The organism is Vibrio sp. WZ-1 (assembly GCF_052037695.1).
In the GTDB taxonomy this organism is placed as follows: Bacteria; Pseudomonadota; Gammaproteobacteria; order Enterobacterales; family Vibrionaceae; genus Vibrio.
Map to the genome: position 1 here is coordinate 1 of NZ_JBQEQR010000041.1, position 13,667 is coordinate 13,667.

Consider the following 13,667-nt stretch of genomic DNA (forward strand, 5'->3'; position numbering starts at 1 on the left):
TTTCCCCATGTGAGAGTAGGACATCGCCAGGCTTCAAATTTAGACTTAAATGTCTAACCAGTGCGGAGCGGTAGTTCAGTTGGTTAGAATACCGGCCTGTCACGCCGGGGGTCGCGGGTTCGAGTCCCGTCCGCTCCGCCACTTATTTCAAAAACCTCGCTTTTGCGAGGTTTTTTTGAATCTACAATGTGATAAACTGTAGTTTCTACAGGGGTGTAGCTCCAATTGGCAGAGCAGCGGATTCCAAATCCGCGTGTTGGGAGTTCGAATCTCTCCACCCCTGCCATATTTAAGGCTCTAGCAGAAATGCTGGAGCCTTTTTCGTTTCTGTCACTTTTCTAAAGTATCTAAAGTATCTAAAGTGATCTTGAGTGCCGGAGTGCGAGACCTCTTGGTGGCAAATCCTATCGAATCTCCGGCGCGCTGGTTCCCTACTATATTTAAAGGCTCTGACTGAGGTAAGAGCCTTTCTTGTTGTTGCTAGGCATTCCTTTGGTTTATAAGGAGATGTACTTGCTCTCTGCTATTTCCCAAAGGGCTTTGACTAATGGGTTTTCTAACTGACTTTTAGTACAGCAGACACCGAGCTCAAATGGTTTAATTGGAAGTACTTTAAGCCTATTTATCTTTTCTCTAACGGGGCTGTTGTTGATTACTACATCAGGTGCGATACCAATGCCACAACCTAACGCAACCATACTGACAATAGCTTCATGCCCTGAAACTTGAGCATAGATATTCGGCTTAATCTTCATTTGTTTAAACCAAACGTTAGCTCTTTCCCTAGCAGTACCCGCTTCTGGCAAGATAAAGGGGATCGTTGACCAGTCTGGGCTTTCCTTCTGGAGCTCTTCCGCGAAACTACTGATCCCGATAGGAGCAATAACAGATAGCGGAATTTCACTGATTGGTTCAAAAGCGATCTTCGCTGGTAGTTGTTCTGGTTTAGCAGAAATAGCGATATCAGCTTCATCCGCCAATATCTTATCGATGGCTTGAGCTGGATCGCCAGTGGAGAGCTTGAATTCAATAAATGGGTGCTGTAGGCGGAATTCAGAAATGAGTTCAGGCAGATGGCTATAACTTGCAGTTACTGAGCAAAATAGACGTATCTCTCCTTTTAGATCATCTTCCGTTCCCTTAATGTAGCTTTGATATTGTTGCCATTCTCCAAGAATCTTTAATGCCACGGGTAATAGCTTCTTTCCTTGAGCCGTGAGCTCCACACTTCGGTTATCGCGTAAAAACAGCTGTTGGTGGGTTTCTTCTTCCAATTTTTGGATCTGGCGGCTCAGGGCTGATGGACTGATATGCATTGCCGCAGCTGTCTTGGCAAAGCTTTTACTATCACATAGATGAATGAAAAGTTGCAGGCTTTTGATGTTCATTAAATAATCACTTCCATGTTGCATTAATTGCAATAAGTAATTGTGAATATATCACTTTAAGCAACAAGATTCCTGATTTAGTATGAACTCATTCGGTAAGAGAACTACCGACCTCAATGGAAAAATTCTTTAAGGAGCGCCCAGATGGCTAACTATTTCAATACTTTAAACCTACGCGAGCAGCTAGACCAACTAGGTCGTTGTCGTTTCATGGACCGCAGCGAATTTGCAACAGAAGCGGATTACCTGAAAGGTAAGAAAGTCGTTATTGTTGGTTGTGGTGCTCAGGGCCTAAACCAAGGTCTAAACATGCGTGACTCTGGTCTAAACGTAGCGTACGCACTACGTCAGGCGGCGATTGACGAGCAGCGTCAGTCTTACAAGAACGCAAAAGAAAACGGTTTTGAAGTAGCAAGCTACGAGACGCTAATCCCAGAAGCAGACCTAGTAATCAACCTTACTCCAGACAAACAGCACACTAACGTTGTTGAAACGGTTATGCCGCTAATGAAAGAAGGCGCTGCATTAGGTTACTCACACGGTTTCAATGTGGTTGAAGAAGGCATGCAAATCCGTAAAGACCTAACGGTTGTAATGGTTGCGCCTAAGTGTCCAGGTACAGAAGTACGTGAAGAGTACAAGCGTGGCTTCGGTGTTCCTACACTGATCGCTGTTCACCCAGAAAATGACCCTAAAGGCGAAGGCTGGGATATCGCGAAAGCATGGGCAGCAGGTACAGGTGGCCACCGCGCAGGTTGTCTAGAGTCTTCATTCGTTGCAGAAGTTAAATCTGACCTAATGGGTGAGCAAACTATCCTGTGTGGCATGCTACAAGCTGGTTCTATCGTATCGTACGAGAAGATGATCGCTGACGGCATCGACCCAAGCTACGCAGGTAAGCTACTGCAGTACGGTTGGGAAACCATTACAGAAGCACTGAAATTCGGTGGCATCACGCATATGATGGACCGCCTATCAAACCCAGCGAAAATCAAAGCATTTGAACTATCTGAAGAACTAAAAGATCTAATGCGTCCGCTTTACAACAAGCACATGGATGACATCATCACTGGTGAGTTCTCAAGCACTATGATGGCTGACTGGGCTAACGATGATGCAAACCTACTAGGCTGGCGAGAAGAGACAGGCGAAACAGCATTTGAAAATTACCCAGCAGGTGATGTTGAAATCTCTGAGCAAGAGTACTTCGACAACGGTATTTTACTAGTGGCAATGGTTCGTGCAGGCGTTGAACTGGCGTTCGAAGCTATGACTGCATCAGGCATCATCGATGAGTCAGCGTACTACGAGTCACTACACGAGCTACCACTAATCGCAAATACAGTAGCACGTAAGCGTCTATACGAAATGAACGTGGTAATTTCAGATACAGCAGAATACGGTAACTACCTATTCGCTAACGTAGCAACACCGCTACTGCGTGAAAAGTTCATGCCATCAGTATCAACAGACGTTATTGGTAAAGGTCTAGGTGAAACATCTAACCAAGTGGACAACGCAACGCTAATCGCTGTTAATGAAGCAATTCGTAACCACCCAGTAGAGTACATTGGTGAAGAGCTACGCGGGTACATGACTGATATGAAGAACATCGCTGTAGGCGGCTAATTACCTGCCTTAAGGTTCCATTTCGGTGTCGAAGGTGCTCATTTACTATCGTAAACTCCGCGCCTTCTCCTAGAAATGAAACCTTAATTCAGCGCAATTCGTTTAAGGGACTAAAGCTCTTAGCTTCGAATATACAATCTGCGTAATTGCACTAAAGCAAAGCAGTAAGAACTCCAGATAGACTGGGGTCAATAAATACAAAACACAACATCTAATTAAAAGGCTTGGTCTCCGTTGACCAAGCCTTTTTGTTTTTATGAAAACGACTTTTTCGTTCGAACTGTGGGATAGTTTCGCTGTTAAAACCGGAAATGTTCGTTGGGATAGAATTGAAAGAAGTAGAGGTAAAGTAAGTGTTGACGGAATTTGCCGTTAAGAAGACAAAATTGGAGCGAATCCCGAATCCCGAATCCCGAATCCCGAAAAACAAAAAGGGTTGACGCGCTCACGCCAACCCTCAGAACTTTCTCGCTTCTCGCTTATTTATCAGCTAGCTTTTCTTCAAGCTCAGCCAATTTCTTTTCCATTTCTGTCAGCTTTTGGCGTGTGCGCAGCAGAACTTGAGTTTGTACGTCGAATTCTTCGCGGCTAACAACGTCTAGCTTGTTTAGCTGACCTTGGATTACTTGGCGAACTTTTTGATCAACATCGGCACCTAGCTCTTTGACTGGCTGTGGCATTGATTCGTGAATTTGTTTAGCGATTTGCTCTAATTTCTTTGGGTCAAACATAGTGGCTAAAACTCCTTTTGATTTGCCCACATTCTATGTAAATGATACGGGAAAGTCGCCATTTAGATGGCAAAAAAGAGAGCGGCAATAAAAAAGGTCACCGAAGTGACCTTTTTCTTATAGTGTTACAAGCTTACTTGTTATCAGCTAATTCACGATGAGCGGCTTTCGCTTCATCCACGCGCGCTAGCTTTTCCAGGTCTTTGTCTTCAACAAATACTGGTAGTGGCTTGTGTTTCTCAGCGAGGTAGCTGTAAATCACAGGCAGTACGAATAGCGTAAACAGTGTACCGATCGCTAGACCCGCAACGATTACAATACCGATACTGAAACGCTGAGCTGCACCAGCACCTGTTGCGTACATCAGTGGGATCAGACCAGCAATCATCGCTGCCGTTGTCATTAGGATTGGACGAAGACGAACTTTCGCCGCTTCCATAACTGCATCAATGCGAGATAGCTTGTTGTGTAGCTGCTCTTCTTTCGCAACCTCACAGATCAAGATACCGTGCTTGGTAATTAGACCAACCAGAGTAATCAAACCAACCTGCGAGTAGATGTTCATCGATGCCGTACCCCACGCCAGAGCAATCAGAGCACCACATACTGCTAGCGGTACTGATACCATGATTACGATTGGATCGCGGATCGATTCAAATTGAATCGCCAATACTAGGAAGATGATCGCTAGTGCCAAACCGAATGTTGCGTACAGTGCGCTACCTTCAGTTACAAACTGGCGAGCTTCACCCATGTAATCATGGTTGTAGCCTGCGGGTAGTTTGCTTTGTGCGATATCTTCGAACCAGTTAATTGCATCGCCCATCGCAACACCTGGTGACGGAACCGCACCAACCGTTGCAGAGTTCAACTGGTTGAAGTGAGGTAGGGAACGAGGTTCTGCGACCACATCAATCGTGATTAAGCTGCCCAGCGGTACTGCTTTACCGTCAACAGAACGTACGTAGTAGTTCTTCATTGACTCTGGGTTTAGGCGCCATTTACGCTCAACCTGAGGGATTACCTCATAAGAACGACCGTTTAGGTCGATACGGTTTACGTAACCATCTGCCATCATCGTACTTAGCGTTACACCAATGTCTTGCATGGTCACGCCATATGCGCCTGCTTTGTCCTTGTCGATGCTGATTTTCATCGTCGCTGAATCGTAGTTTAGATCCAGGTCTGAGTAGACGAACATAGGGCTGGTTGCCACATTAGCTAAAATATCACTTGCGATAGTAAACAAGCTTTCGAAGCTATTTGGTGTCGTAATAACGAACTGAATAGGTAGACCTGAACCTGCACCTGGTAGTTCTGGCATCTGGAATGCCGTCACAGACATACCTGGTACCTGAGAGACAAGGCCACCAACACGCTTGGTGATTTCAGCCTGGCTTGCTTCACGTTCGCTCCAAGGTTTTAGCGTCGCAAGACCGAACGCTTGGTTTGAATTTGGCACACCGTTAAACACCTGAGCGTATTCTACTTCTGGCTGATCAGACAGAATCTTGTTTACGTCATTCATGGTGTTTTGGATGTAATCCAAGTTAGCATTCGATGGAGCTGTACCCATCAGAACTACAACGCCTTTATCTTCTGAAGGGGCTAATTCACTTGGAATGAACTTAAACAGAATTGGCAGCGTTGCAAATACGATGATTGCAAAAGCAATGATAACCGGACGATGTGCCATGACCGCGGTTAGCATTTTCTCGTAACGGTTGGTCATGCCATCTAGTACATGATGAACCTTTTGCTCGAACTTGCTTGGCTCTTCATGTGCTTTCAGCATTTTCGAACACATCATCGGCGACAGAGTTAGCGCGATGATACCGGACACAAACACCGCACCCGCCAGCGTTAATGCGAACTCTTTAAATAGTGAGCCCGTGATACCGCCCATTAGTGCGATCGGCGCGTATACCGCACCTAATGTCAGTGTCATTGCGATAACCGGTACGGCAATCTCACGTGTACCAATGATGGCAGCACGGAACGGTGATTCCCCTTCCTTTATATGGCGGTCGACGTTCTCAAGAACAACGATCGCATCATCCACCACCAGACCGATGGCGAGTACCATTGCTAGAAGTGTCATCAAGTTCCATGAGAAGCCCATCGCCTGCATTACCATCGCAACACCAATCAATGATAATGGGATAGTAACGATAGGGATGATTACCGCACGGAATGAACCAAGAAATAGAGTGATAACCACAAGTACGATAACCGCCGCCTCAATAATCGTCTTCACAACTTCGTGAATTGATTCGTTGATAGCGATAGTTGAGTCATACATGATGTTCATCTTGATGTTACTTGGTAGGTTACGCTCTAGTTGAGGTAATAGTTCAAGTACATCTGCCGCAATGTTGATTGGGTTAGCACTTGGTGCTGCGTTAATTGCAGCAACTACCGCTTCCTTACCATTTGCGCTTGCACGGTAAACATCGTGGCTCTTCTCTAGGGTTACTTTCGCAATGTCGCCAAGACGAATGACATCACCGTCGCCCGTTTTTACAACGAGTGCTTCTAACTCGGCAACGTTCGATACCTGAGTATCGGCACTACCGTTATACAGTACAAATTCGCCTATCGCTTGACCCGTTGCTGATTGGTAGTTGTTGGCTTGAAGAACGCCCATCACATCTGTTGCAGTCAGCTTAAGCGCACCCATCTTCGCTGGATCTAACCATACGCGCAGTGCGTATTTCATACCACCGTATAGGTCAACTTTAGATACTCCGTTTACCGTGAATAGCTGCGGGTTGATTACACGCTCAAGATAGTCGGTGATCTGGCTTGAAGATAACTCATCACTGGTGAAACCAATGTACAGAACCGCCGTTGTTGAACCTGTCGACATAGTTACGGTTGGGTCTTCTGCTTCTTTTGGAAGCTGGGAACGAACCGAGTTGGTTTTGGCTAGAATATCAGACAGTGCTGCATTCGGATCTGTGTTCAACTTCATGTTGACGGTAATGGTTGATTTACCAAGTACCGACTGTGAAGTCATGTAGTCGATATTATCGGCCTGAGCCACTGCTTGCTCCAAAGGCTGGGTAATAAAGCCCTGGATCAAGTTGGCACTAGCACCGTAATAGCTAGTAGTTACTGTAACTACCGTGTTTGTCATTTCAGGGTATTCACGAACCTGCATTTTGAAAACAGCTTGTAAGCCAAGCAACGCAATCAAAAAGCTGATCGATACCGCTAAAACTGGACGTTTAATAAAAACATCAGTAAAGCGCATGATGCCTCCAATTAAAGCATTGGTGTTTCAGCAGGTGGTGTTAGTGCTGAATCTTCAACGATGGTCACTTTCGCGTGGTTACTTAGACGGATTTGCCCTGAAGTTACCACCACATCACCTGGTTTCACGCCTTCTAGAATATGCGCGATGTCTTTAGTACGTTCGCCCACTTTTACTACGTGCTGCTTAACGCGTTTTTCACCGTTTTCTTCAGTCACGATGTACACGTTGTCGCCGTATAGAGTAAAGGTGATAGCAGTTTGTGGCAGAGTTACTTGGTTCTCAAGCTTAGGCATAATGATGTTTGCACGTGCGAACATACCACTGCGAAGTTTACCATCGCTGTTTGGAATGTCTGCTTGAACTTGAATCAAGCCACTTTGAACGTTAACCGCTGGTTCGATTGCTGAGATAGAACCTTTGAATGGTTTATCAGGATAAGCATCAACGAAGATGTCTACTTCCTGGTCTAGCTTGATGCGAGAGATATCTGTTTGAGGCACAGTGAAGCGAAGGCGCATTACGGTTGTATCTTCAAGACGAACGATATCAGTACCCGCTTGCAGGTATTGACCTAGATATACGTTACGAATACCAACGACACCAGCAAAAGGCGCTTTGATTTCACGTCGGTCGATGGTCGCTTTTAAGCTCTCAATATCCGCTTTAAGTGAGAAATAGTTTGCTTCCGCTTCGTCGTACGCTTCTTTAGAGATAGAGCCTTTCTTGAAAAGACCTTGGTAACGTTTGTACTTAGCTTGAGCTGCTGGTAGCTTTGCTTGTGAGCTCTTAAGGTTAGCCTTTTCTACTTCAGAATCTAGATGTACCAAAGGCTGGCCTTCTTCAACTTGAGTACCTGAATCGAAAGAAATCTTATCAATCACACCGCTGGTTTCATTCGCAACAGTGACACCTTGGTTCGGCTCGATGAAACCAATCGCTTCGATCACAGGTACCCAATCAACCGCTTTCACATCTGTGACGGTTACTGGGAATTCTGGCTCTGGACGATTCGCCATGTATTCAGCAATTTTTTGTTGCTTGAATAAGTTGAAACCTATCACGCTACCGAATAGTAGAATTGCGATAAGTAACATAAAGAAAGTCCACTTTTTCATTCTATTAAGAACTCCAAGTTAGTGTTTAATAATTGCATCCCAACTGGCTTCAACGGCTGCTTCCAGCGCATCGTCATCCAGCTGATAAAATCCCAAAGCATGTTTTCTAGCAAGCGCAACACTAGCTTCGAAACTCAACCCTGAAAGAATTTCGTTATCGAGGGGTTTGAATACCCCTTCCGCTTTGCCTTGATTAAAAAGACGATCTACTTGGGCAAACATTTGTCGTTCAAGTTCCCTAGTATTTCCACGACTTGCACAAGGCAGTGATTCATATTGGACACGATTGCTTAAAGTGTCTAAGTTTGAACCAGCAAGGTGCCAAATGTTGAGCCACATAGTGCGGTAACGCTCTTTCAATGGCATATCGTCAGTCACATCTGCTTGAACGGCGTCCGCGATACGTTTAGTAACAGTAAGACGAACTTCTTCCAAAAGATGTTCTTTATCTGAGAAATATCGGTAAATCGTGCCTGCAGCGACACCGGCTTCAGTCGCAAGTTTTTGCATGGAAAGACCATGAAAACCTGACTCAGCGATTAAGCGTTCAGCAGCTGTAATGATTTGCTGGTATTTATCTCCAGTAGTGTTATTGGTCATAACCCCACCACCCAATGAATGAACGTTCATTCATTATAGCGTAAAGACTGGTCACTTATGCAACAAAATGTTGCAACTATCCGTGTAAAATTTACGTGAAAATCAGCGTAGCTTTCACAAGGACACCCCTTTATCATAGGCGCCACTATTTCCACCCGCAGAGAATTTTTATGAAGCTGAACCCTAGACAAGACGAAGCCGTTAAGTACGTATCAGGCCCATGCTTGGTGCTTGCTGGGGCTGGTTCGGGTAAAACTCGTGTAATTACCAATAAAATTGCTTATTTGGTTCAGCAGTGTGGCTATAAGGCACGCAATATTGCTGCGGTAACCTTTACTAACAAGGCGGCGCGTGAAATGAAAGAGCGCGTTGGCCAGACGTTGGGTAAGAGTGAGTCGAAAGGTCTGATGGTCTCGACCTTCCACACCTTGGGGCTTAACATCATCAAGCGTGAGTACAAACATCTCGGCTTGAAAGCCGGTTTCTCACTGTTTGATGATCAAGACCAGCTTGCGCTTCTTAAAGAACTGACAGAAAAGCAGCTAGATGGCGACAAAGATCTGCTGCGTCAGTTGCTAAGTTGTATCTCTAACTGGAAGAACGACATGCTGACACCAGAGCAAGCCAAAGCGTTGGCTCAAGGTGAGCAACAACAGCTATTTGCGTTCTGTTTTGAAATGTATCAGAAGCAGATGAAGGCGTACAACGCGCTCGACTTTGATGACCTGATTTCTCTGCCAGTGCAATTGCTACGTAACAATGAAGAAGTGCGTCAACGTTGGCAGAACCGCATTCGTTACCTATTGGTGGACGAATATCAAGATACCAACACTAGTCAATATGACTTGGTGAAGTTAATCGTTGGCGAGCGTGGTCGTTTGACCGTAGTAGGCGACGATGACCAATCTATCTATTCATGGCGTGGTGCTAAGCCGCAAAACTTAGTATTGCTTGGTGAAGATTACCCAAATTTGCGCTTGATTAAGTTGGAGCAGAATTACCGCTCGACCAGTCGTATTTTGCGCGCAGCAAACATCTTGATTGCCAACAACCCTCACGTGTATGAGAAATCACTGTTTTCGGAAATTCCTGACGGTGAAAAACTCAAAGTGTTGCTGGCGAAGAATGAAGAGCACGAAGCAGAACGCGTAACGGGTGAATTGATTGCGCACAAGTTCCTAAACCGCACCGATTATAAAGATTACGCGATTCTATACCGTGGTAACCACCAGTCACGTCTGATTGAAAAGTCACTGATGCAAAACCGTGTGCCATACAAACTGTCTGGCGGCACGTCTTTCTTTGCTCGTGCGGAAATCAAAGACATCATGGCTTACCTACGCGTGTTGGTGAACCCAGATGATGACAATGCATTTCTACGTATTGTGAATACGCCCCGTCGTGAAATTGGTCCGGTCACACTAGAGAAGTTAGGTAGTTATGCCAATATGCGTGGTAAGAGCCTATTTGAAGTGAGCTTTGAAATGGGATTGGAGCAGCATCTTACTGGTCGTGGTTTAGAAAACCTACGCCGTTTCACGCAATGGTTGGTGGCGATTGCTGATCAAGCTGAGCGTGGTGATACGGTTGAAGCGGTGCGCTCGCTTGTGCGTGATATTCATTACGAAGATTGGCTTTACGAAACATCAGCAAGTCCCAAAGCAGCAGAGATGCGCATGAAAAACGTCTCCGATCTTTACTCGTGGATTGTGGCAGATTTAGAAGGTGACAACTATGACCAAGAAGAGAAAACGTTAAAAGAGGTCGTTCAACGTCTTACTCTGCGCGATATGATGGAGCGTGGTGAGGAAGATGAAGACAGTGATGCCGTTCAGCTAATGACGTTACACGCATCGAAAGGTTTGGAATTCCCTTATGTTTACTTGATTGGTTCGGAAGAAGGTATCTTGCCGCATCAAACCAGTATTGATGAAGACAATGTTGAAGAAGAACGCCGACTAATGTACGTGGGGATCACACGAGCACAACGCGAGCTGACTTTCACTATGTGTAAAGAGCGTCGGCAGTTTGGTGAGTTGCTTAAACCAACTCAAAGCCGCTTCTTGGATGAACTGCCATTTGATGATGTTGAATGGGAAGCAAACAAGAAGCCAGTGTCGGCAGAAGAACGCATGGCAAAGGGCCAAGCACACATCGCCAATATTCGAGCTATGTTTAAGAAATAGAACAACGTTGTTCTAACTTGCTTAAAACAAAAAGGCTTGCCAAGTGGCAAGCCTTTTTCGTTGATGTCTTTATTATAGACCTTCAATCATGTGGTCGATTGCCGCGATGATTTCGTCATCAGAACAATCCATACATGTACCTTTTGCAGGCATTGCATTGAAGCCTTGGATTGCGTGGTTGTTCAACACGTCTTTGCCTTGTGCAATACGCGGAGCCCAATCTCCAGCATCACCAGTCTTTGGTGCGCCGTTCACACCAGATGCGTGACAAGCAATACAGAAAGTACCATAAACTGACGCACCGTCGCGGGGACCAGTTGGTTCTGCTTTTACTGGTTCTGCACCTGCAAGATAAACATCACCGACAGGCTTGATGCGTTCTGCGATCGCATCGTATTCAGTTTGGCTGATGTCAGAAGCTAAAGCTGCCGTAGAAAAAGTTAAGGCAGCGAACAAAACGCTAATCATTCGTCGAGACATATCCATTAAACCCACTTCACATTCCAAAGGTAAGTGACTTACCTATTTATATAGTTAGAGTATTTAGCGCGGTTAGAGACAGTTTCGATGCATGGCTTGAATACTATGCAGAATACCATCTCTAACAGTCTAAAGTGATTGAACAATCTGGTTGCGACTGTTAAATCAATGTAAATAATGGGTGATTATATCCCGATAAGTTGTTGCAATAAACAACAAGTTATCCATGACAGGGCGTGAATCACATCAAAAATTCACTTTAAAGGCAGATAACTGTCGAAAAAGAGACCAAACGAGAAAAAAAGTAAAAAAAGTACTAGACGCCATAGTGTGATATCCGTATTATTCCTCTCCGCCGATGGGGCATGCGCCCGTAGCTCAGTTGGATAGAGCGTTGGCCTCCGGAGCCAAAGGTCGAAGGTTCGAATCCTTTCGGGCGTGCCATTCCGGAATACAAATTAACGGCACAAAATAGTGGTGGCTATAGCTCAGTTGGTAGAGCCCTGGATTGTGATTCCGGTGGTCGCGAGTTCGAATCTCGTTAGCCACCCCATTATTTCGGTAACTCATTAAATTAATGAAGTTTCCAGTTTTGATTCAGATATCCCAAGAGTCGAAACAAAATTCGTCGGTGAATAGCGCAGCTTGGTAGCGCATCTGGTTTGGGACCAGAGGGTCGGGGGTTCGAATCCCTCTTCACCGACCACTATTTAGTTTATGGCTATAATAAGCGGTAAACAGAAAAAATTGATGGTGGCTATAGCTCAGTTGGTAGAGCCCTGGATTGTGATTCCGGTGGTCGCGAGTTCGAATCTCGTTAGCCACCCCATTAATTTAGGTGACTTCTTAGTTGAAGTATCCTGTCTGATTTGAGAGAATCAGCAAATACAGTTCGGTGAATAGCGCAGCTTGGTAGCGCATCTGGTTTGGGACCAGAGGGTCGGGGGTTCGAATCCCTCTTCACCGACCACCATTAGAAAGCCTGCTTTTTAGCAGGCTTTCGTCGTTTTAGAGCTTATGATCTCACTTGGACTAGATAAGTCGGCGGTATTTCAATGGGTTTGAACCCAAGTGGGGTTCGCCTGAAGTTAGAATATGGCTCTTCATCGGCCGCTATTTGAAGCCCCAATCGAAAGACTGGGGCTTTTTTGCATTTCCCACCCTCAAAAATCTGCATTCCATTTCAAAGTCACCACAAATGTACAGCTCTGGGAGCTTTTGACCACCCATGATCCAAATGCCTTTCGAGCTGATAAAAGAAACCCCAGCACGATAGCTGGGGCTTTGTATTCTTTGAATTCAGGGCTCTATTGAGCGAGCGTTTTTAAGATTTCATTCAGCTCAACCGTCTCTCGCACTTCATAGTTTGGTTTGATATCGGTTGGATTCGCTGCGCCTGTCTCGTTAACCCACACACTCAGAATGCCCATGTTGTTGGCACCCGCAATATCTGCGGGTAGAGAGTCGCCAATATGAATCGCCTCTTCTGGTTTTGCCTCTACAAGGTTGAGTGCTTTTTGGAAGATGCTTGCAGCAGGCTTCTCTTCTGGCTCTTCGCCACCCACGATGATGTGATCCACCCATTCGTGCATCTGCGTCGCTTTGAGCTTTGGATGTTGGGAGAAGATCGGCCCGTTGGTGATCACCACTAACTTGTAGTGCTGACGAAGCTTGGTCAGCATCTCCTTCACGCCAGGGAAGAAGGTAAAAGCACCCATTCGAGCTGAGTCGAAGAAGCTTTGTGCCTGCTGTGCTTGTTCTCCGTCGATCTCGATACCTTGCTCTGCCAAGATGGTTTGGATTAACCCGCAGCGGAAGGCATTTTCATCTGGCAGTAGCGCAATAAGCTGAGGAAATTCGTCATTGAGCTTTTTATATACGCCTTGCAAGTAGCGCTGCACGAAGGCTGTAGAATCGGCGACCTGTGGGTAAGTTTGAGCAATCCAATCAGAAAATTCTTGTCCTGCCACTTTATCGGCTTGGGATGTGCCACATAAAGTTTCGTCCATATCAAAAAAAATCGCTTTAAGCACAAGGGCTCCTTTATTCACTACTCTGCGTTGAAGTTTGATTATCTCTTATCTCATCCAAAATGACAGGGGAATGCGCAAAATTACCGCTTCAACTTGTGCTTTTTTACTTTGAACTCGGCAAGGTACTTAAAGGTTTCTACGACGCCATGATTAATTTAATCATGGAATCGCATAACAGACGCATAACTTAAGTTCGATGGCATATTTCATGTGTTTTGCAAAACTGCTCACGTTTTAGCCTTACCG

The 13,667-nt window shown here is 45.4% G+C and carries 9 protein-coding genes and 7 tRNA genes; 9 read left to right on the plus strand and 7 right to left on the minus strand.

Annotation, left to right across the window (positions count from 1 at the left end; translation table 11 throughout):
• The first annotated feature begins 64 nt into the window (after nucleotides 1-64).
• Nucleotides 65-141 (plus strand) — tRNA-Asp (locus ACTS60_RS01560).
• Between the two features lie 68 nt (nucleotides 142-209).
• A tRNA-Trp gene (locus ACTS60_RS01565) sits at nucleotides 210-286 on the plus strand.
• 211 nt (nucleotides 287-497) lie between these two features.
• Here the strand turns inward: ACTS60_RS01565 and ilvY are convergent.
• Nucleotides 498-1,388, minus strand: a complete 891-nt coding sequence (gene ilvY / locus ACTS60_RS01570; RefSeq protein ID WP_440886875.1) for an HTH-type transcriptional activator IlvY — start codon at nucleotides 1,386-1,388, stop codon at nucleotides 498-500.
• Between the two features lie 144 nt (nucleotides 1,389-1,532).
• Here ilvY and ilvC point away from each other — a divergent pair, with 144 nt between their 5' ends.
• Nucleotides 1,533-3,017 carry a ketol-acid reductoisomerase gene (gene ilvC / locus ACTS60_RS01575; RefSeq protein WP_440886876.1) on the plus strand — a complete coding sequence of 495 codons (1,485 nt, stop codon included), beginning with the start codon at nucleotides 1,533-1,535 and terminating at the stop codon, nucleotides 3,015-3,017.
• A 479-nt stretch (nucleotides 3,018-3,496) separates the two neighbouring features.
• Here ilvC and ubiK read toward each other — a convergent pair whose 3' ends face one another.
• From ubiK to ACTS60_RS01595, 4 genes are all read right to left on the minus strand, one after another.
• On the minus strand, nucleotides 3,497-3,748 hold the full coding sequence (ubiK, locus tag ACTS60_RS01580) for a ubiquinone biosynthesis accessory factor UbiK (protein ID WP_005427244.1): 252 nt from the start codon (nucleotides 3,746-3,748) through the stop codon (nucleotides 3,497-3,499).
• A gap of 133 nt (nucleotides 3,749-3,881) precedes the next feature.
• The gene (gene vmeD / locus ACTS60_RS01585; protein ID WP_440886877.1) at nucleotides 3,882-7,004 is read right to left on the minus strand and encodes a multidrug efflux RND transporter permease subunit VmeD; all 3,123 of its coding nucleotides are present in this window, start codon (nucleotides 7,002-7,004) and stop codon (nucleotides 3,882-3,884) included.
• A gap of 11 nt (nucleotides 7,005-7,015) precedes the next feature.
• Entirely contained in the window at nucleotides 7,016-8,122 is a 1,107-nt protein-coding gene (vmeC, locus tag ACTS60_RS01590) for a multidrug efflux RND transporter periplasmic adaptor subunit VmeC (protein ID WP_440886878.1), read from the minus strand.
• Nucleotides 8,123-8,140: 18 nt separating this feature from the next.
• A complete protein-coding gene (locus tag ACTS60_RS01595; protein WP_010444841.1) occupies nucleotides 8,141-8,722 on the minus strand; it encodes a TetR/AcrR family transcriptional regulator in 582 nt (193 codons plus the stop codon).
• Nucleotides 8,723-8,892: 170 nt separating this feature from the next.
• Here ACTS60_RS01595 and rep point away from each other — a divergent pair, with 170 nt between their 5' ends.
• The gene (gene rep / locus ACTS60_RS01600) at nucleotides 8,893-10,908 is read left to right on the plus strand and encodes a DNA helicase Rep (RefSeq protein WP_045392445.1); all 2,016 of its coding nucleotides are present in this window, start codon (nucleotides 8,893-8,895) and stop codon (nucleotides 10,906-10,908) included.
• A 72-nt stretch (nucleotides 10,909-10,980) separates the two neighbouring features.
• On the opposite strand, the gene ACTS60_RS01605 is transcribed toward rep, so the two are convergent.
• Nucleotides 10,981-11,394, minus strand: coding sequence for a c-type cytochrome (locus ACTS60_RS01605; RefSeq protein ID WP_010444846.1), 414 nt, complete (start codon nucleotides 11,392-11,394; stop codon nucleotides 10,981-10,983).
• A 361-nt stretch (nucleotides 11,395-11,755) separates the two neighbouring features.
• Here ACTS60_RS01605 and ACTS60_RS01610 point away from each other — a divergent pair.
• The 5 genes from ACTS60_RS01610 to ACTS60_RS01630 all read left to right on the plus strand — a co-directional run bounded on the left by ACTS60_RS01610 (nucleotide 11,756) and on the right by ACTS60_RS01630 (nucleotide 12,358).
• Nucleotides 11,756-11,832, plus strand: a tRNA-Arg gene (locus ACTS60_RS01610).
• Nucleotides 11,833-11,865: 33 nt separating this feature from the next.
• Nucleotides 11,866-11,941: transfer RNA gene (locus tag ACTS60_RS01615), tRNA-His, on the plus strand.
• A gap of 76 nt (nucleotides 11,942-12,017) precedes the next feature.
• Nucleotides 12,018-12,094, plus strand: a tRNA-Pro gene (locus ACTS60_RS01620).
• Nucleotides 12,095-12,141: 47 nt separating this feature from the next.
• Nucleotides 12,142-12,217: transfer RNA gene (locus tag ACTS60_RS01625), tRNA-His, on the plus strand.
• Nucleotides 12,218-12,281: 64 nt separating this feature from the next.
• A tRNA-Pro gene (locus ACTS60_RS01630) sits at nucleotides 12,282-12,358 on the plus strand.
• 337 nt (nucleotides 12,359-12,695) lie between these two features.
• Here ACTS60_RS01630 and ACTS60_RS01635 read toward each other — a convergent pair.
• A complete protein-coding gene (locus tag ACTS60_RS01635) occupies nucleotides 12,696-13,421 on the minus strand; it encodes an HAD family hydrolase (protein WP_440886879.1) in 726 nt (241 codons plus the stop codon).
• Nucleotides 13,422-13,667 lie beyond the last annotated feature (246 nt).

What these genes read in the sequence shown, in the direction of transcription:
- ilvY (WP_440886875.1), bottom strand. Translation starts at nt 1,388, where the DNA reads ATGAACATCAAAAGCCTGCAACTTTTCATTCATCTATGTGATAGTAAA.
- ilvC (WP_440886876.1), top strand. Translation starts at nt 1,533, where the DNA reads ATGGCTAACTATTTCAATACTTTAAACCTACGCGAGCAGCTAGACCAA.
- ubiK (WP_005427244.1), bottom strand. Translation starts at nt 3,748, where the DNA reads ATGTTTGACCCAAAGAAATTAGAGCAAATCGCTAAACAAATTCACGAA.
- vmeD (WP_440886877.1), bottom strand. Translation starts at nt 7,004, where the DNA reads ATGCGCTTTACTGATGTTTTTATTAAACGTCCAGTTTTAGCGGTATCG.
- vmeC (WP_440886878.1), bottom strand. Translation starts at nt 8,122, where the DNA reads ATGAAAAAGTGGACTTTCTTTATGTTACTTATCGCAATTCTACTATTC.
- ACTS60_RS01595 (WP_010444841.1), bottom strand. Translation starts at nt 8,722, where the DNA reads ATGACCAATAACACTACTGGAGATAAATACCAGCAAATCATTACAGCT.
- rep (WP_045392445.1), top strand. Translation starts at nt 8,893, where the DNA reads ATGAAGCTGAACCCTAGACAAGACGAAGCCGTTAAGTACGTATCAGGC.
- ACTS60_RS01605 (WP_010444846.1), bottom strand. Translation starts at nt 11,394, where the DNA reads ATGGATATGTCTCGACGAATGATTAGCGTTTTGTTCGCTGCCTTAACT.